The sequence below is a fragment of the Parabacteroides chinchillae genome (assembly GCF_900108035.1).
GTDB lineage: Bacteria > Bacteroidota > Bacteroidia > Bacteroidales > Tannerellaceae > Parabacteroides > Parabacteroides chinchillae.
In genome coordinates this window covers 228,419-247,124 of record NZ_FNVS01000001.1, presented here as the reverse complement: position 1 = coordinate 247,124, position 18,706 = coordinate 228,419, and the positions used below count along the sequence as shown (strand labels likewise).

At 42.5% G+C, this 18,706-nt stretch carries 16 protein-coding genes; all 16 read left to right on the top strand.

Annotated elements, in window-relative coordinates; genetic code table 11:
* The first annotated feature begins 9 nt into the window (after positions 1 to 9).
* The 16 genes from zwf (at position 10) to C4S38_RS15685 (ending at position 18,689) form a co-directional block, all read left to right on the top strand.
* The gene (gene zwf, locus C4S38_RS00950; RefSeq protein ID WP_103982157.1) at positions 10 to 1,476 is read left to right on the top strand and encodes a glucose-6-phosphate dehydrogenase; all 1,467 of its coding nucleotides are present in this window, start codon (positions 10 to 12) and stop codon (positions 1,474 to 1,476) included.
* 9 nt (positions 1,477 to 1,485) lie between these two features.
* On the top strand, positions 1,486 to 2,184 hold the full coding sequence (gene pgl / locus C4S38_RS00945) for a 6-phosphogluconolactonase (RefSeq protein WP_103982156.1): 699 nt from the start codon (positions 1,486 to 1,488) through the stop codon (positions 2,182 to 2,184).
* A gap of 219 nt (positions 2,185 to 2,403) precedes the next feature.
* Complete coding sequence (locus tag C4S38_RS00940) at positions 2,404 to 3,330, top strand: tyrosine-type recombinase/integrase (RefSeq protein WP_103982155.1); 927 nt, start codon at positions 2,404 to 2,406, stop codon at positions 3,328 to 3,330.
* 375 nt (positions 3,331 to 3,705) lie between these two features.
* The gene (locus C4S38_RS00935; RefSeq protein WP_234999261.1) at positions 3,706 to 5,043 is read left to right on the top strand and encodes a DUF3575 domain-containing protein; all 1,338 of its coding nucleotides are present in this window, start codon (positions 3,706 to 3,708) and stop codon (positions 5,041 to 5,043) included.
* A gap of 10 nt (positions 5,044 to 5,053) precedes the next feature.
* The gene (locus C4S38_RS00930) at positions 5,054 to 5,956 is read left to right on the top strand and encodes a DUF5119 domain-containing protein (RefSeq protein ID WP_146059436.1); all 903 of its coding nucleotides are present in this window, start codon (positions 5,054 to 5,056) and stop codon (positions 5,954 to 5,956) included.
* 22 nt (positions 5,957 to 5,978) lie between these two features.
* Positions 5,979 to 6,890, top strand: a complete 912-nt coding sequence (locus tag C4S38_RS00925; RefSeq protein ID WP_103982153.1) for a fimbrillin family protein — start codon at positions 5,979 to 5,981, stop codon at positions 6,888 to 6,890.
* Between the two features lie 18 nt (positions 6,891 to 6,908).
* Complete coding sequence (locus C4S38_RS00920) at positions 6,909 to 7,826, top strand: fimbrillin family protein (RefSeq protein ID WP_103982152.1); 918 nt, start codon at positions 6,909 to 6,911, stop codon at positions 7,824 to 7,826.
* A gap of 26 nt (positions 7,827 to 7,852) precedes the next feature.
* Entirely contained in the window at positions 7,853 to 8,803 is a 951-nt protein-coding gene (locus C4S38_RS00915; RefSeq protein ID WP_103982151.1) for a fimbrillin family protein, read from the top strand.
* 21 nt (positions 8,804 to 8,824) lie between these two features.
* Positions 8,825 to 9,790 carry a fimbrillin family protein gene (locus C4S38_RS00910; RefSeq protein ID WP_103982150.1) on the top strand — a complete coding sequence of 322 codons (966 nt, stop codon included), beginning with the start codon at positions 8,825 to 8,827 and terminating at the stop codon, positions 9,788 to 9,790.
* A gap of 82 nt (positions 9,791 to 9,872) precedes the next feature.
* Positions 9,873 to 11,210 (top strand): fimbrillin family protein, encoded by a 1,338-nt coding sequence (locus C4S38_RS00905; RefSeq protein ID WP_234999260.1) that lies wholly within the window; start codon positions 9,873 to 9,875, stop codon positions 11,208 to 11,210.
* A 22-nt stretch (positions 11,211 to 11,232) separates the two neighbouring features.
* A complete protein-coding gene (locus C4S38_RS00900) occupies positions 11,233 to 12,360 on the top strand; it encodes a fimbrillin family protein (protein ID WP_103982149.1) in 1,128 nt (375 codons plus the stop codon).
* Between the two features lie 88 nt (positions 12,361 to 12,448).
* The gene (locus tag C4S38_RS00895; protein WP_234999259.1) at positions 12,449 to 13,648 is read left to right on the top strand and encodes a BF2992 family fimbrillin-A clan protein; all 1,200 of its coding nucleotides are present in this window, start codon (positions 12,449 to 12,451) and stop codon (positions 13,646 to 13,648) included.
* 25 nt (positions 13,649 to 13,673) lie between these two features.
* Entirely contained in the window at positions 13,674 to 17,012 is a 3,339-nt protein-coding gene (locus C4S38_RS00890) for a BACON domain-containing protein (protein ID WP_160034610.1), read from the top strand.
* A 97-nt stretch (positions 17,013 to 17,109) separates the two neighbouring features.
* Entirely contained in the window at positions 17,110 to 17,850 is a 741-nt protein-coding gene (locus tag C4S38_RS00885; protein WP_099465225.1) for a DUF4469 domain-containing protein, read from the top strand.
* A 275-nt stretch (positions 17,851 to 18,125) separates the two neighbouring features.
* Entirely contained in the window at positions 18,126 to 18,341 is a 216-nt protein-coding gene (locus C4S38_RS15690) for a hypothetical protein (RefSeq protein WP_160034608.1), read from the top strand.
* Between the two features lie 138 nt (positions 18,342 to 18,479).
* A complete protein-coding gene (locus tag C4S38_RS15685; RefSeq protein WP_143813396.1) occupies positions 18,480 to 18,689 on the top strand; it encodes a hypothetical protein in 210 nt (69 codons plus the stop codon).
* Positions 18,690 to 18,706 lie beyond the last annotated feature (17 nt).

Here is an 18,706-nt window from a genome sequence, read left to right as displayed (position 1 = left end):
AAGAATAGTATGAAAAAGGCAGATGATCAATTATTAGTTATATTCGGAGCATCGGGTGATTTGACTGGCCGTAAGTTGCTTCCGTCCCTTTTCGAATTGCATGTTCGGGGTTTGCTTCCGAACCGTTTTTGCATTTTAGGAGCATCCAGGACTAACTATTCGGATGAGGAATATCGTACATTTGAGCGCCAGCATATTATTGATGAACAGAAAGGTAAAGAATATAGTGAAGAGCAACTTGACCAGTTCCTTGATTTTGTTTATTATTTATCGTTCGACTCTAATAATACGGATGAGTATTATAAATTGCGTGAGCGAATTGAGTTATTGCAGAGTAAGTACCAATTGCCGGATAAAATTATATATTATCTGGCAACTCCCCCGATGATGTATGAAGTGATTCCGCGATGTTTATTGGAAAGTGGATTGAATGCTTCCCAATCAACGGATGGTTGGAGACGCATCATTGTTGAAAAACCTTTTGGTACTAGCTTTGAATCAGCGAGAGCATTGAGCGAACATCTTCGTCATATTTTCCATGAAGAAGAAATTTATCGTATAGATCATTATTTAGGGAAAGAAACGGTACAAAATATATTAGTACTTCGTTTTTCGAACGGTATATTTGAACCACTCTGGAATCGTAATTATATAGAATCTATAGAAATTAGTGCAACAGAAACGTTGGGAGTTGAAAATCGTGGTAAATATTATGATTCAGCGGGTGCGATGCGTGATATGATTCAGAACCACCTGATGCAACTTATGTCGTTTGTTGCGATGGAATCTCCTGCCATTTTTGAACCGGAACCTATTCGGGATGAAATAGTAAAAGTATTTCGTTCTCTTCGTCCGTTTAAGCCAAAAGAAATTGATACACAAATTGTCCGGGCTCAATATAAAGGCTATCGGGAAGAAAAAAATGTTGCGCCGGATTCTACTACAGAAACTTATGTGGCTATGAAATTTTTTATTGACAATTGGCGTTGGAGTGGAGTTCCGTTCTATTTTGTAACAGGGAAAGAGATGCCGGAGAAAAAATCGGAAATCGTCATTCATTTTAAATCAACTCCGCATAAATTGTTTGTGGGACAATGTTCGGGAGGTTCGTGCAATAAGCTTACAATTCGGATTCAACCGGATGAAAGTATTTCTTTGAAATTCGGATTAAAGATGCCCGGCGCAGGTTTTGAAGTGAAACAGGTTGGTATGGATTTTCGTTATGATTCACTTTCTAAGACTTATCTTCCGGATGCATATGAACGTCTTTTGTTGGATGCAATGTTAGGCGATAGCACATTATATGCACGTAGTGATGCTTTGGAAACCAGTTGGAAATTTATAGATCCAATTCTTCATCACTGGAAAGAGGAAGGTGAGAAGAACTTATTTTATTATCAGCCGGGAGAAAATGGCCCGTTCCAGAAAATAATGTTGGGAATGGTGGAAAAGCCTTGTTCCTGTAAAAGTAAATAAAGAGAATATATGAAAATAGAATATTGTAAAGATTCAAAAACAGCGCTTCGTATTATGACTGAGCATTTGACTCAGCTAATGCAGGAAAAAGGTTTAGAGCCGTTTAATCTGGCGTTGTCGGGAGGGGAAACTGCAAAACAAATGTTTTCCCTTTGGGTAGAAGAATATAGAGATAAAATTGATTGGAATGCACTTCGCTTTTTCTGGGTAGACGAACGGTGTGTTCCCGCTTCAGATTCTGATAGTAATTATGGACAGGCAAATCGTTTGTTGTTTAAACCTCTGCACATTCCGGAAGAACATATTCATCGTATTAAAGGAGAGAAAGAACCAGGGGCAGAAGCTATGCGTTATTCGTGGGAAGTAAAAGAATATCTGCCGTTATTTAACTTGATGCCTACTTTTGATTGTATTATATTAGGCATAGGAAATGATGCACATACAGCTTCTATTTTTCCTAATACAATGGAACTATTGTCAGATAGCCGTAGTTATACAGTTTCTCAGCATCCAGCCAGTCATCAGTTTCGTATTACTATGACAGGTACCCTTATTCTTAATAATTCACCTTTGTTGATACCCGTTTTCGGAGAAGATAAGAAGGCTGTAATAGAGCATTTGGCAGATCGTTTTTCTCCATCAAACGATACACCTGCTGCATATATTTTATCACATGCAGTAGATGCAACGGTATATACTACAGAATAGGATGCTGATGTGTGGAATCTTATTCTGGCTTCTTTGTAATCATGTTTTAACCAGATAGTCCATTATATAATAATGGGCTTATTATGTTATTGTTAATTGTAACCTTAGTTTCTGTTTTTTGTTTTTAGCTAAAATGACTAATATAAGCTAATATTTGAATATATCATTTTTGTGTTTTCCTCTGTTTATTTTTCACATGGTTTTTTATATTAATTAGTTATGGAGAATAAATTTACAATAGGAGCAAATGTTAGCCGTAAAGGTTTTGTATGGTTTGCCGACCAGTTAATAGAGGAAAAAAAGAAAACTGGTCATTTAGGTTTAGTACGGGTTTATCAAAGTAGTTTGAAGTCTTTAATCCTTTTTGTGGGGAATACATGGATTCCTTTTCATATATTGAATCATGAATTTATTAGAGATTATGTAGAGTGGCTTGAAAATAGAGGGATAAGTCGTAATACAGTACATTTTTATTTACGGAACATAAGAGCTATTTATAATCGGGCACAGTCTTTGGGATGTATATCTTCGCGTAAAAATCCTTTTGAAGGTTTTTCATTTACTCCACAACCAACAGTTAAACGCTCTCTTAGCAAGAATAAATTACGGAAAATATTGGATTTGAATTTAGTATTTGGAACTCCAGTTGCCTTAACAAGAGATATGTTTATGTTTAGTTTTTATTCATGTGGTATGGGATACGCCGATATGGCTTATTTACGCCATTCAAATATACATGAGAATATGATCCGTTATCAACGCGTCAAAACGAAGAGAGAGGTCGTTATATTTCTGGAATCTCCAATGTTGCATTTAATTGACAGATATCGCCGGGAAGATAGTGATTATGTTTGGCCAATCTTGTTGGATGATGCATCACTTGAAGAAAATTATCAACGTTATCGTAGTGGCCTCACTGCGTATAACCGGAATCTGGCACGTATAGGGGAAAAGTTAGATATACAGGGACTCAGTTCGTACGTAGCCCGCCATACGTGGGCAACAGTCGCCCGTAATAATTTAATGCCGACAGCGATTATTAGTACGTGTTTGGGGCATGCCAGTGAACGAACAACGCAAATTTACTTAGATTCTTTTAATTCTTCTTTGATACGACGTATAAATAAAAAGGTAATTGAACTATAAATCCAGGTTTTATTCAAATAGAATGATTAAAAAAACAAAACACTCCAGATTTTAAATTGCTCTTGAAATTCATGTTGTGTCTCAAAATAAAACAATGTGCATCTATTATCAATAGGTGCACATTGTTTTATTATTTGTAAATACCGTCACAAAAATAGTGAAAATAAAAATACCAAAACACTTATAATTCACCGATGAAACATAATTTAACGATCAATAATACTGACGAGTTAGCCTATTTTAACAATGGCATTATTTTACAATTAATCTAAAAGAAGGTTATAGATGTGTTGTATATAGTTGAAATACAAATATGTAGTGTCTTATGTGCACCTATTGATAATAGATGCACAATTAAACTTAGAAGCTTAAGTAGTGAAAAAAGTTCTGAACATATTGTTATTCTGTATATTGTTAGGGGTAAATGAAGTGTTGGCACAGAATTATTTACCTGCTAATTCTTATTTGTTTTCTTTTCCAGAAAATCAGAATTTTTTACTAGTCGATTATGGGGATAATGCGTTTGCTTTGCAATGTATGAACGAAGATCTTCTTTCCGCCCGTTCAAAATTATTGGATAATAAATCTCATATTTTAATTGTTGCTCATGTCAGCGCTTATGATTATGCCGAAGGAACTGTTATTAATGAAGCTTCACTTCGTGCAAGTCGTATACGTGCATATGTTAAATCCAAATTGAATATTCCTCATGAATGCGTGGCTTTCTACATTGATAAGAGTGGAACATACAGGGATAGGGTAGATGTATATTTAGTAGGATCACCTCTTCCGTGGTTTGTTAATCAGGAAATCTGCTATAGTGAAAGTCTATATCCTGTTGCTGTTAAAGATGCTATTAAACGATACGGAAGTGTTCCTTATGTTGATTTCTATTCACGGGGTTCTTCAAATGGAGAAAGTCGTATCATTTATGTTATTACGGACGAATTGTTTGATGACTCGGAGCTAGAAGACTATCGTTTGCTTATTAAAAATAAACCATCTGTTTCTGTTACCGGAAGAGTGATAACAGAAAATGGGACTCCGGTACTCAAAACACAAACGGTAAAACCGGCAGTTAAATCAACTACCCCGTCTGTTGTACAGAAAGAATTACAGACTGCACATTATGTCTTTCCTTTAAAATTTGCAGTAAAAACGAATTTACTGCCTTGGTTTAAAATTGTTTCTTCTCTTGAATTGGGCAATGGAAATACAGGGATTCAGATAGGTTCTTTTATGCCAAACCTGGAATTAGAATACTATTTTGCTGATAGATGGTCGATTGCTTTGGCCGGTAAATATGCAGACTTTTCGTATAAGGGAAAGGATGATAATAAATGGTCCGTATCAGATATTACATTATCGCCTAAAGTGTGGCCGATTGAAAAAGGCTCTTTTAGTGGGCTTAGTGTTGGATTGTTTGGACAGTATGGTGATTTTGATATACGGGGGGAGAAAATTAGTGTGGATGGATTGTATGGTCGTACCGGACGTTTTTGGACAGCAGGTGCTTCAATCGGTTATTTAATTCCTGTTTATTCCGGTTTTTGTATGGAAGCGGAGTTGCAGACCGGATATCGTTCTGTCTTTAATGGAAAGAAATACAGGTATGACGAAATAGATAATAAAAATTATTTGGAGACTCGTTTTTCGTCTACCGGATTTATGGTTGGGCTCAAAATAAGTGTATTGTATCGTTTTGGATTTTAAAGGAAAGAGTATGGTGAAATGTAAATATACACAAGTCCTATGTTTGGCCGGAATCATTGCTTTAGTTGCCGGATTATCAGCCTGCGTATATCGTTCTACAGACGAAGACTGGGATCGTAATGGAAAGGTTCGTTTGATATTGAATTGGAAAACGAAGGATAAACCCTCGGACATGATCTATTATTTTTATAAGGAAGGCTCTTCTGTTCCTATTCTTAGGTATGGCAAATCTTCCGGATATGAAGGTACTCTGCCTGCCGGAATTTATCAGGTTGCCGTTTGCAACCCTGATGGTGCGAATATAGATTTAGATATGGATAATGGCTACGATGCTGCCCGTGCAGTTGCTCGTCCTGTTTCTTCTTTGAAAGCTACGGTGTCGCATGTTGCCCAGCCTATGAATTTGTATGGTACAGGTGAGGGAAAACTTGACGTTAGCGGCCCCGATTGTAGCACCAATGAATTATATCCGGCTTGTTTGGTTAAGCAAGTGGAGTTGAATATTAAAATAATTGGTTTGGATGGTATCAGGAAGATAGATGGTTTTATTAATGGTGTTTCTCCTGAAATACATATTCCTACGGGGAAAGCTCTTTTTGACCGTGTGGCTTCTGTCAGATTTACTCCGGAACAGATTGCAGGTGATGTATATGCTACATCGCTTAATTTATTTGGTTTTTGTTGCGGAGGTGAAGGTGAACGTGCGGAGTTGTTTCTTAACGTTACCAAGAAGGATGGTAATGCTTTTACTTCATCAACAGATATAAGCGATCAGGTGAATGACGCTTTTAATGAAAGTTTATCCACTTATATAGTATTGGATTTGGAGATTTCGCCGGATAAAATAGATGGGATAAAGATAGAATTGACCGACTGGCATAAAGGGGTTGCCGGGGTTGAAACCTATGAGTAGTATATAGAAATTACGTAAGGGTATGAAATTTGTATTGTGTTTTTATCGTCTGTTAGCTCTGATTGTATTATTTATTTATACAGGAACGGGGTGTTCGTCGGAAAAAGATGATTTTTCCGGACGGCGCGAAATTGTTTTACAATCACAGCTAGGTTATGCAGGTAGCGATAATTATGAAAATATAATAGATGATTCTGTCTTTTTTGCGAAAGGTGTCGAATCAAAAAACTATACAGAAGTCTGGAGTGCTGCCATGCAATCAGTCGGCCGTGTCGTTTTTGCAGAACCGCGTTATTATCCCGAAGATAATAGTCAAGTATACTTATGTGGTTTTATACCATCGGCTGAGCTGTCGGATAATAATCAAGTTTCATATATACTAGACGGACAGCAAGATATTATGTTGTCGGAAGAACAGGCAGGAAGCATGAACGATATGTTCTGGCAGGATGAAAAACGTTTCGATTTCATTCATTTGCTTACACAGTTACGTTTTCAGATTCGTTGTGATGCCGAGGGTGCTTTACGGAATTTATCCCTTAAATCAATTATAGTAGAAGGTACACAAGCAGAAGCAACTTTGTCTCTTACAGATAAATCTCTCCAATTTACAGGTCCAAAAAAAGACATTATAGGATATGACTATACAGATGGTGATGTCGTTTTGCTGGGTACGGATAATGTATCTGTCCCTGGTGTGGTAATGATCCAGCCCAATGTACCTGTCTATATTTCTGTAATCTTGCAGACGTCTGTTGGCAATGAAACAAGGTTTGAGCATTTGCCTGTGGTTTTTGAAGAAGAGGGAGGAATGTCTTTGGCAGGAACTTCATATCTCTTATCAATAAATGTACATACGAAAGGAGTCATTGAATTGTCTTCGATAGTTGCCAATTGGATAAGGGGTAGTAATGGAATGGGAGTTATAGAGTGAATATAAATTATAAGTATTATGAAACAAAGTTGGATTTGTTCGGCATTATTGGCCGTAACGATGTGTGGTTGCTCATCTGATGATGGAATGACCGGTAATGGTAGTGATGCGGAAATCAAAATTGGTGCCACTGTATATGGAACAATTACAAAAGCTCCAGTCACAACAGGTGATGAGTTTACTGTTGCCATTACTGCTTTTGAAGCTACAAGTGAACCAACAGACTGGACTGTAGCTCCAAGTTGGCAAAATTCGGTAACACTGACGGCTGCCGAAACTTCAGCAGGAGATAAAGTGCCGTTAAATACTTCCAAGACATATCCGACAAATGGAAATGTTTATATGGCAGCTTGGCATCCTAATATTGCTTCTGTGAGTGGTGTCGTAACCTTTAAGAAAACTGGAACGGAAGACATTATGTGGGGTGGAATAGTGAATGGAAGTAAAATGAAACCGGTTGGAGCTTTTGCTTTTACGCACGCATTAACTCAATTGGTTTTTCAGGTACAGGCGTCTGAGGCGTATATGGAAGATAGCCCTAAAGCAGTAAAAGCCATAAAGGTACAAGGTGCACAGTATGCACAATCCATGAATATTAAAGATGGTGGAATTACTTATGCCACTGCAGCAGAAGTTCCTGTACCCGGTGCTCCCGAAACACCGCTGGCATTAACTACTACGTTGGTTAAGTTTGGTGAACCGTTAATGATAAATACATTAGACGGAGTAAAAGTAAAGATCACGTATGGCGATGATACCATAAGCAAAGAAATTACTATTAAAAACACAAAGGATCAGCAACCATTGAAAGCATTGGCAGGCAATTCACATCTTATTTCTTTAGTATTCCAGAAGAGTGGTGAAGTTACAATTGAAGGAACTGCCTCTGTTGCTCCTTGGAAACCAGGTGCGGAAGGCTCAGGTACAGTTGAATAATAATTATTAATATAAAATAGAACGTTATGAAAACAAACAAGTATTTATTAGTGGGTATGTTGGCTGTATGTGGTTTATGCAGTTGCTCAAATGATGAAGAACCGATTGATAACGGAACAGCAAAAAATATTGAATTAAGTGCAGGTATTAGTACAACTACCCGTGCTGTGATTGACGCCGATTATAGTAAAGATTTGAATGTATCTTTCGGACGCTTGGATAATCCTTCTTCGAACACTACATGGGCAGTGGCTATTGATGCTGTTCGTGCCGGAGGTAGCGGAAATACTTCAGTAACATTCGGAACAACACAAACATATTCAGTATCTAATGGAGAGTCTGCATTAATTGGGTTCTATCCCCAGGCTAGTTTCGCTACTACATCTAATCCTGCAAAGGTTTCTTATACGATAACGGGAGATGAAGACATTATGGCTACCGACGTACAAAAGGGTGTTGCTAATAATCCTTTTCAGCCATTTACCTTTCAGCATTTGCTAACACAATTGCAATTCAAATGTGTGGGTTCTAGTGAAGCAGTTGCAAAATGGTCTGCTATTACTTCCATCATAGTGAAAGCGGTGCCTACAGCATTAGAACTTTCTATCGATAAAACAAGCGGCGCTTCTTTAGCACCTGCTGCAGCTCCGGTAAATGCAGATTTAGCTGTATTGAATTGTCCTGCGGCTGTTACACTTTCTACGGAAACAAATCCTAAGACCGGTTATTTGATGCTATATCCTACGTCGGGTATGGGAACAGCAGCTTCGGCTATTACATTGGAAGTGAAAGCTACTTATGACGGTATGGAGAAAACATTAACAGTACCTATCAATAATATAGCAGATGGAGTTAAAGCCAGTCAATCTCACATGATTACCCTGAACTTTACTGTAACGGGAGAAATTACCGTAGAAGCCGGTATAGCCGAATGGATACCTGGTAACAGCGGAGGTTCTTCTGTTGTTCCAAACTAATGTTTTTAAATGTAGCAGGAGATGAAGATTTTACTAACGACAGTGACCGCGATGTTCCTTTGGGGATGTATGTCTTGTTCGGATGGAAAGGATGATCCGATTCCTGTTCCGATGGAGGTGCATTTGGAAGGGGCTATTGGCTCTGCAACCCGTACAGTGATAAACTCCGGCTATGAAAAGGACTTGGATGTATGCTTTGCCCGTCAGGACGAGACGTCGAAAGGAGCTGCTGTGTATGGGAGCTGGAACATTTGTCTGGCTAAGCGGACAAATGGAAACGGACGCAGGCCGATTGTTTTTGCAGAATCCCAGTTATATCCGATACAGGGAGAGAATACTCGCCTGCATGGTTACTATCCGGCGGATAATGGGAAAGCGACATTAGTTAACGGAGGTGTACAATTTTCAGTAGACGGAACTACCGATATAATGGCTACGGGACTTTTGACGGGTAGTATGGATGCTCCTGTTACCTTGTGTACATTCCGCCATTTGCTTACGCAGTTACAATTTGTTTGTTACAGTTCTCATCCCGATAAATGGGGAAGTATAAAGAACATTGAAATTGTGGGAGTCCATACTAAGCAGGAGCTAGATCTTGTGTTGGTATTTCCTTCGCTGTCTAATGTTTCGTCGAATGGTGATGTACGGGATTTAACAGTTCAGGATATTCGGGATTTGCCAATTCCGGAAGTAACAGATCCCGGGAATGCTTTGCCGGATGCCCAAGGATATGTCTTGTTGCCTGTGCAGCCTGTCGACGGTACAAAAGAGCATCCGCTTTACGTCCGTATAACTACAACGAAAGACGGAAGAGGAAATGAAGTTCTTACAACATCCGATGTTTGTTTGTCGGTAGAAGGAGGTTTCCAGACAGGCAAAAGACATTTGATAACACTTTCCTTTACTGATGGAAATAGCATAGATGCTGTTTCTGTAGGTGTGGAACCCTGGACAGATATGGATCAGGAAGAAATACCTGTATGAGGAGAGAGTGAGCGAAGCGAACTAAACGAGAAATTAATATAAATCAGGTACTCCGTAAAGAGGACCATAAAAACAAATGGATATGAAGAACATTATGAGAGTTGGCGCCTTTGCGGTTGCCATGTTTACAGCAGTAAGCTGTTCTGAAAATGAAACGGATATTCCGCAGCCGGATAATAATGGACAGGTTGCATTAGGAGTAACCACCAATCTGAAAGTAGATGCCGGAACGAAGTCTGTTACGCGCTCTGTTGTAGTAGGCAATAAGATTACCTATAACAAAGACAATTATGCTAATAACGATTCTGTGCCGGGCATAGGTATTGCAATCTTGAACAAAGCCAAGAATGCTTGGTACTCACCGGATGGCTCTAACCATACTGCTTATGCCACTTCTCATCAGGTTTGGTTTGTAGGTGATGAAGCCGGAGCCAACTGGCTTTCCATATTAACGAAAGGCGCTACCCATGCAGATCAGGAGGAGACCCCTTTCTACCTGACGAAAGATGTTGGTTGCGTATATGCTTATTATCCTTATAGTGCAAATGCTCTTAGTAGCGTAATTCCTTCATCGGAAGCTGATTTGAAAGTTCCTGCTAATCTTTTGGCAACAGGCACTATCGATGCTCAATATGCTAATAATGCAGCCATGAAGTGGGATGGTGCTAAATGGGCTTCAAACGGTTCTACTAGCAGTGCTGCCCGTAAACAGAAGATCGCATCTCTTGATGAAAAAGACTATATGTATCATGACGCAACTGTTGCTGGTGGCCGTTATGTAAATAATGGACATGCCGATGGGTTCGCTGTTGTTAAACCGGATGCTGATGCAGATAACGCAAATGAAAATAATCCGGGTTGGAAGATTGGCTTGAGCATGAATCATGCGCTGTCTATGGTATCTTTCCGTGTATATGATGGTGGAAAGTTAAGCACTTCAGATGTCACTCTTAAATCGATTGTAATAAAGAACCATTCGGGTGTTGCTAATTTTCTGGGAGAAGGTACGATGTCTTTGGTTGACGGTACAATTACAACAAGTGGTAGTGCAGCAACAATCACCCGCAACATAAGCAATTACATATTGAAACGCCAGATAGAGACAGGAGATACAGAAAGCGAAAACCAATTTATAGTAGCAGGCACAGGACTGAATGCCGTAAGCGGTAAGACTGTTTCTAAGGCTGTCAGCATGTCGGTTTATCCTATCTCATTTAGTGATAATGAAATAGATGTGACAGTTACCTTAAATGACAGTAGTGACGATATGGTCTTTACTGTTACTCTTCCTGCTATGGAATGGGTAGCCGGTAGTAATTACATTTATACATTGATGGCTGGTAAGAATAAGCTGGACGTTGTTAGTGTAGATGTAACAGACTGGGTAGACGAAGAAATAAGCGAAGAAATACCTCTATAATCCTCTTTTAAGTACAAAGCCCATGAAACAGTTTTTATATAACCTGTCGCTCATTGCATTGATACTGCTGTGCTCATGTACAGAGGCGGAGACCTCTTTGGGTACAGGCCATGAAGGCGAAGGCGATAATACGGAAGAGGGAGTCCCTTTGAGTGTTAAGAATCTGGGCTTGTCAGTGGAGGTGGAATCGAGAAGCATTGTTACGGGAGTGCCTCCTGTTGCTACACCGGGTAACCCTAACCCGCTCCAAACAGTGGGACTGTTTGTTACGCAGGATAAGAACGGAATAACGTACCCGTATGATGGCAACTACAGACAGGTATTCAAGTACAATGTTTCGGCTTGGGAGCCTGATCTGGATTTCTATCCGATGCTCTATCTCTTTTCCGAAAAGGGAACGGTGTATGCCTATTCTCCTTCTGAGAAGAGCGTAAGCTTAGCTTCGGAGAATGGTACGAAAGTACCTGTCATGAGTAGCGTCTCGGTAAAGGACAAGCAGTCGTTTATATTTAGTGATGGCGGAACCGGAGCTCCGGGAGATGTAGCAACCGATGTACAATGGGAACTGGATGGTCAGGAAGACTACCTGTACGGTAAAGGCACTGCTATCGTAGACCGTTGGCATCCTCAGGTGTCGCTTACATTGAGCCATGCCCTTGCTAAAGTGAGCTTCCGTATCATCGAGTCCAACAGTGGCTCCGCCTTGTCGGAGTCGTATGTGATGTCTCTGGTACTGAAAGGGACAGGAGCTTTTAAGAAGGCTTCCAGCGCCAAGTTGAATCTGGAAACCGGCGAATTGAGCGGTTCGCTTACAGCGGTAGACCAACTTTCGTTCATCCCGGTAGGGGAACCGCGAAAGGTAGCAACCAATGTAGTTGACAGGTCAAAGGCTCCCATACAGGCATTCGGGCTGGCTATTCCGGTAACGGCAACGGGGGTGACCCTTGAGTTTACGGATGATGCCAAACGGGTGTTCACCATGAAGCCGCAAAATGATGGTTCGCCTACGACATTCAACATTAACTGGGAGAAGGGCAAGAACTATATCTACAATATCGAGATACAACCTCAGGGTATTGTGATAACAGATTTACAGGTGACCGACTGGATAGCCGGAAACGGTAACGGTGAGGACATACCTGTTGAATAAGTTGATAGTTTACAAGTGACCTGTCAACTTATAAAGGGTGGGCGGGGAGAGATACCCCTCCCATTCACAAGAGAAAAAACAAAGAGACATGATGAAACGATTCCATTTATATAAGACAATTCTTTCATGCCGTACCCTGCTGGCTACCGTTTGTTTGTTGGCTACGGGATGTACGGGCAGCATGGTAGAAGATGTCGTTCCCGACGAAGCTCAGCCGGTAGAGTTGAGCTTTAGTCGTCCTGATTTGGGATTGACGGTGGTCACAGCGGGCGGTTCATCTACGAAGGCGCAGGTACGGGCCGATGGAGACCCGACAGCTCTGCCCGAAGGTGCAACCGTACGTATTGCTGCCTATCTGATAGGACGTTTGGGTGAAACTGTGACCAACCCGGCAGACTTTTCTACTGTTACTCCCAATTTTCAGGCTACCTACGTTGTGGGGGCGGATGGTTCATTATCTCCTTGTCTGGTAGATAATGAGGGAAAGAAAATAGAAGGTACTGCAAAAGGCATGTTTGTGCGTAGTGGTAAGTACGACTTCTATGCCATATCTCCGGCACGTCCGATTACGAATGCAGGAGGCACAAACCAGATAACAAATATCCCGCACAAAGAGGATGTAATGGCCTCTTGTGCACGAACGGTTACCATATCCAAGTCTTCAAGCACTGTAACCTTACAGACATTTAAACGAAAGTGTTCTTTGGTCGTGTTCAATGTGGCCTGCGACGCTTCGAGCGCTGTTTCGGTGATTAGTTTGAGAGGAACCGCCCTGAAGCTAAGCTCCATTTCCAAGTCGGGGGCAAACCTGGTTGCCGGTGAGAGTGAAGAGATTTCCAAGACCGGATCGGAGGCTACCGATGCCGGCACAGTCTCTTTTGTTGAAAGCGACTTTCAGGTCGTAGATCCCGCTTCCGATCCGGATAGCCTGGGATTGAACAAAGTGATAGGAATCGTCCTTCCTAAAGATGGCACTCCCTTTAATATAGCCGTAACGGTAGAGCGTGATGGTAATTCGGTAAACCTGGGTGCAACGGTCAACAAGAACATTGCATTTGATTCCGGCAAGAGATATGTCTTTACCCTGCAGGTAAAGAACGATGTAAGTAAACTGCTTATGCGTGTGATGGACTGGAATACCATTTCGTTTACAGACGATAATGTAGGGGGAGCCGATCCCGGCAATCCGAATCCTTCCGACCCGGATATTAATGAGGGTATAGGCGTAGGAATTGTTATAGCTGAATGGACTAATATTGATTGGAGTGGTAACGGTAATGTAGGTTGAGATGATAATGGAAAAACAAAATACAATGAAACAGGCAAATAAAGTAAATAGTGACAGGTATGCAGATATCCGGAAACTACGTGTCGGGCTTTCGCTGACATGTTTGCTTCTTTTTGTTTTGCTGATGTTTCTGGGTGCGTGTTCGCAAACGGAAGTAGAAGAACGTCCTACAACGGGAGGCGAAGGAAAGGAAGTAGATGCAACATTCCGTATGAATGTTCTATCCAGCAACTCACCCTCTTCGCGCAGCCTTCTGTTTACAGGAAAGGAAACGAAAGAGTCGGTAGATACCGTATTTACGCCTTCCACAAGGGCAACCAATGCAATGGATAAAACGGCCGAAGACAACATAAGCAACCTTTGGGTAGCCCAATACGACGATACGGGCAAACTGTATAGCCAGTATTTTGAAAGCGGCGCTTTTACAACCAATCCTTCCGGTGGTATGGAAGTGAACTTAAAGCTGAAGACCTCGGCTGCATGCTGCATTTATTTTATTGTTAATGCCGGCGACCTGGAATCGTTTATTACCAGCGAGGCCGTATTGAAGACTTATACGAAAGACTTTGCCGTTTCGGCCGACGGCCTTCCCTCGGGAAGTCTGGGTATGACCGGATTATGGACAGGAGCCATAACGGATGCCGGAATAACCAGCTCGGTGGATATGGTGCGTCAGGCGGCTAAAATAGCTTTTAAGTATACAATCGGTAATGCCAACGGGTTCTCGTTCACCCCAACCAGTGTGACGTTGAACAATGTACCCGGCAAATCACAGTTTATAGAACCTGATGCACAACTATCGTCGGTTTCATATAAAAACTATACCGGAATAGTAGACAACACCTCGGCAACTATGTACTGGTATCTGCCCGAAAACAAGGCAGGCATAGTAAATGGAGCTAATGCCGTATCATCCGAGAAAGAGAAAGTAGGCACAGGCGTTACGAATGCAACATATATCGAAATACAGGGTACGGCCATACAAGACGGCGTTACTTACGAGAATGTCTCCGTCAAGTTATACCCCGGCGGCGATGCCACTCACATGACGAATACATACAACAATTATAACGTTTCGCGCAACTGCGCCTACAATATGACAATAACCCTTACCGGAATAGACTTTGCCGATAAGCGCGTTACGGTAGGCAAAGTACCCGATATTATTAACCCCGATAATCTGGAAGCAGCCAAAGGTTCGTCCAAAGATGTGCAGGTAACAGCCCGTCCGGGTGTGCAATGGAGCTTTATGCTGCCTACATGGCTCTCGGCAATGATAGGTAGTACTTCGGCAGGAGCAGGCGCGGAGATCACATACAACGGGCCGGCCAAGATCACGTTTACGGCCGTATCTGCCAACCCTTCGGCCGAAGAGCGGTCCGACAACTTTACGATAGACGGTAAAGTTGTTACAGTCAAACAAAACGGCTCCGTATTGGCCGTTAATAACCCGGGGCAGATGGACGCCGCTGTTAATTCGGTGAGCACTAATGCGTGGGTAAATGCAACGAAAGGACTGGCGATTCAGGCAACAATCAGCGGGGCGGACTGGCTCTCGTTCGCATCTCCTTTGTCTACTGAGGCTACAGGTGCAAATCAAGACCTGACGTTTAAAGCTACTACCAGCAACCCATCAAAGAATACCCGCCAGGCCACAGTAGTGGTGAAGGGCGGAAACTCTATAAGCAATGGCAGCTACCTTGCTTTGTCTAAAAACGTAACGGTTACGCAGGCCGGTTCTACCGTAACAGGCAGCTCGGTAGACGTGGCAGCTACGCCGGTGTCTAATGCTTCGGTAACTTTTGGCGCCACTCCCGGATTGACCTGGACTGCTTCCACCGGTACAGCCTGGATTGCGGTAGGCACTACCAGCGAAAGCAACACGGCAGCAAGCAATACCGTAACTTATAGTACGACAGCCACCAACCCCGGCAGTGCCAAACGTGCAGGTACTATCACGGTTACGGCCGGCGGACAAGCCGATAGCCCAACAGGTACACTAACTGTTAACCAAGCCGGATCTACGCTCGCAGTAAGCGGGGCTGCTACGATACCAAATACAGGAACCCAGTCTGCCTCCTCTACCTTTACTGCTACGCAAGGTCTTTCGTGGGTAGTGTCTAAGAGCAACCTGGACTGGTTGACGCTTTCGGGCACGCTCAGCGGTACGAACAATACGACCGGCTCTGCGCAAAGTATAACCTATAGCGCCCCGGTAAATCCGTCCGCCTCTGTCCGCTCCGGTACTATCACGGTGAAAGCCGGAAATGCCGTAAGCGGCACCGATGCCGGACTTACAAAAACTATTGCCGTTAGCCAACCCGCATCTTCGCTTACCGTATCGGCTAATGTGAACCCATTGGCTGCAACATCCGGCGCTAGCGGTACTTATACGCTGAATGGAACGAGCGGATTGAGCTTTAGTGTTGCCAATGCCGTTTCTTCCTGGTTGACATTGACAGGTACTACTACGGGGACGACTAATGGCTCCAACCAAACATTTACTTATAAAACAGCTTCGGTGAATCCTAATTCAACGGAACGTAGCGGCAATGTAACGGTAACAGCCGGAAATATATCGAAAGCGGTAGCGATCAGACAAAGCGGTTCTACATTCTCGGTAAGCAACACCTCCGTAGATATAGCAGCCACTGCCACGAGCGGTAGCATTACGGTTACGGGTACGAACGGTTTGCCGTGGACAGCTACCCGTAAGAGTGGAAGTACGGCCATTTCTGCCGGAACGTCTTCATCTACAGCCACCGGATCGGCACAAACGTTAAAGTTTAATACTTCTGCCAATACGGGCAATGAGCGTTCTGCTGTGTTTACTATTGCAGTAACGGGGGGAAACCATTCAAAAACGGTTACGGTTAAGCAGGCGGCAGGGCTTTTTAATAAGGTCACCATCAACCAGGCCTTGGCCGATGTTTATAAGAATAAAGAGTCTAACCTTACTACTTATCCTCCATTCAATTACGATGGTGGCGCTTCTTCCGGTACAACGGGTTCTGATAGGAACGGTACTTCTTCTACTGCTACCGTCACTAAGGAATATTCTATCGAGATTGAGAAAACAGAGCGTGGTAGTACTTCTAATTATGCTACTGCTGTTAGTTATTGTAGTGGTAAGGGTAGCGGTTGGCGTGTTCCTACTCAGATTGAGTTGTTCGCCATGTATCAGAATAAGTCTAAGTTAGAGTCCATATCCGGCTTCGCTGCGTTCATCAGCGGTTACTACTGGAGTAGTTCGGTCTACATTGGTATTGCCGGCATACGCTGCAGGCTGGACTTCTACAATGGCAGTTTCAGTAGCGGCAACACGAACAACGGCAACTGCGTTCGCTGTGTCCGGGATATCTGATCAATTTAACAATTTAACAATTTAAACGAGAAGCCGGGGCAAAGCCCCGGCTTCGAAAAAAAATAGAGTTTCCTTAATCTAATTAAAACAAAAAAGCATGGCAACAATCAATGCAATTGCGCACAAGAACGAACTGACAAAAGACGTGAAGAATGATTTCTATCTCACTGCTCAAGTAACGGGTACTTTGTATCTGGAAGATATAATTGCACGTTTGGCAAAGCGGGAGATTGCAACTAAAAATGTAAATGGAGCAGCCTTTGTGCAATTGTTTCTGGACGAATGCGCCGCGGCAGCGGCGGAAGGATATAACGTGGTAACCAGTTTCTTCCGTTCATCCATTAGCATACAGGGAGTAATATATGATAAGGATCTGGGACATAATATAGAGCCATCCCGTTTGAAAGTTACAGTAAACCTTACACAGGGAGAAGGGGCTATCAAAGCTATTGGTGATGCTACGGTTTATGCTTTTGAACAATCCGGGGCAGTCGGCCCGGTTATTCAAAGCGTGTACGACCCCACCAACAATGAGGTAGATAGCTTGCCATTCCGCGGCATGGCACTTATTCAGGGAATGCGTCTTGCTTTGAAAGGGGATGATCCGGAAGTTGGTATTACTTTCACTCCGGCCGATACCGAAACAGGCGATACTCCTGTGTTTATTCCTGCAACAAAGGTGTCTCCCAATACGCCTGCCAAATTGCAATTTGTACTTCCGGCAGAAGTTACAACAGGCAACTGGCGTGTGAAGGTCTGTACCCAATCCAGTGGTAGTGGAGCTATAGTAAAGGACGCCCGTTCTTATGAGTATGAAAATGTGGTTTCGGTATATTAAAAAAATAATGTATTTGGTGATAGCTCATCACGCGGCAGGGTGATAGGCTGCCACGCGTAGGCGTGACGCGTTGTCACGTGGTAAGGTGATGGTGTATCACGCGTACGCGTGATACACCATCACGAAAAAAGTAAAAATAGAATAACTAATCTGGACTTCGGAATACCCTGCAGTTACGGCTCAGGGTAGTGTAAGATTTGGATGAATCCGGTTGCCCACAGGGCTGAGAGGCTCTGTTAAGATTCCGCCGGGAAGCCCCGGCAGGCAAGTTAGAAGTGGCAACTACACCGTTCAACAGCAATTACTACTGGAGTAGTTCGGTCTACAATGGCAACGCCGACAGACGCTGCAAACTGAACTTCAACAATGGCAATTTCAATTGGAACAACACGAGCAACAACAACTATGTTCGCTGTGTCCGGGACTCATTGAAAATCTGCAAGCTGTTAGTCCGGCTAAAAAAAAGAAGAGGAGGATGTAAAATGAAATAAAGAAATAATGAATCAGGACTTCGGAATACCCTGCAGCCATGGCTCGGGGTAGTGTAAGATTCGGATGAATCCGGTTGCCCACAGGGCTGAGAGGCTCTGTTAAGATTCCGCCGGGAAGCTCCGGAAGGTAAGTTAGAAGTGGCAACTACACCGTTCATCAGCAATTGGTACTGGAGTAGTTCGGTCTACAATGGTAATGCCGGCAAACGCTGCAAACTGAACTTCAACAATGGCAATTTCAATAACAACAACACGAACAACAACAACTATGTTCGCTGTGTCCGGGACTCATTTATGATTGATGCGTTGCGGTATGTCTTGAATCGGTGGAAACAAAGTATAACGTGAATTGATATAAAAGAATA

Bases quoted from the DNA above. Each gene is read 5' to 3' on its own strand.
- C4S38_RS00915 (WP_103982151.1), top strand. From the start codon at position 7,853: ATGAAAACAAACAAGTATTTATTAGTGGGTATGTTGGCTGTATGTGGT.
- C4S38_RS00890 (WP_160034610.1), top strand. From the start codon at position 13,674: ATGAAACAGGCAAATAAAGTAAATAGTGACAGGTATGCAGATATCCGG.
- C4S38_RS00925 (WP_103982153.1), top strand. From the start codon at position 5,979: ATGAAATTTGTATTGTGTTTTTATCGTCTGTTAGCTCTGATTGTATTA.
- pgl (WP_103982156.1), top strand. From the start codon at position 1,486: ATGAAAATAGAATATTGTAAAGATTCAAAAACAGCGCTTCGTATTATG.
- C4S38_RS00910 (WP_103982150.1), top strand. From the start codon at position 8,825: ATGAAGATTTTACTAACGACAGTGACCGCGATGTTCCTTTGGGGATGT.
- C4S38_RS00930 (WP_146059436.1), top strand. From the start codon at position 5,054: ATGGTGAAATGTAAATATACACAAGTCCTATGTTTGGCCGGAATCATT.
- C4S38_RS00920 (WP_103982152.1), top strand. From the start codon at position 6,909: ATGAAACAAAGTTGGATTTGTTCGGCATTATTGGCCGTAACGATGTGT.
- C4S38_RS00905 (WP_234999260.1), top strand. From the start codon at position 9,873: ATGAAGAACATTATGAGAGTTGGCGCCTTTGCGGTTGCCATGTTTACA.
- C4S38_RS00900 (WP_103982149.1), top strand. From the start codon at position 11,233: ATGAAACAGTTTTTATATAACCTGTCGCTCATTGCATTGATACTGCTG.
- zwf (WP_103982157.1), top strand. From the start codon at position 10: ATGAAAAAGGCAGATGATCAATTATTAGTTATATTCGGAGCATCGGGT.
- C4S38_RS00940 (WP_103982155.1), top strand. From the start codon at position 2,404: ATGGAGAATAAATTTACAATAGGAGCAAATGTTAGCCGTAAAGGTTTT.
- C4S38_RS00885 (WP_099465225.1), top strand. From the start codon at position 17,110: ATGGCAACAATCAATGCAATTGCGCACAAGAACGAACTGACAAAAGAC.
- C4S38_RS00895 (WP_234999259.1), top strand. From the start codon at position 12,449: ATGATGAAACGATTCCATTTATATAAGACAATTCTTTCATGCCGTACC.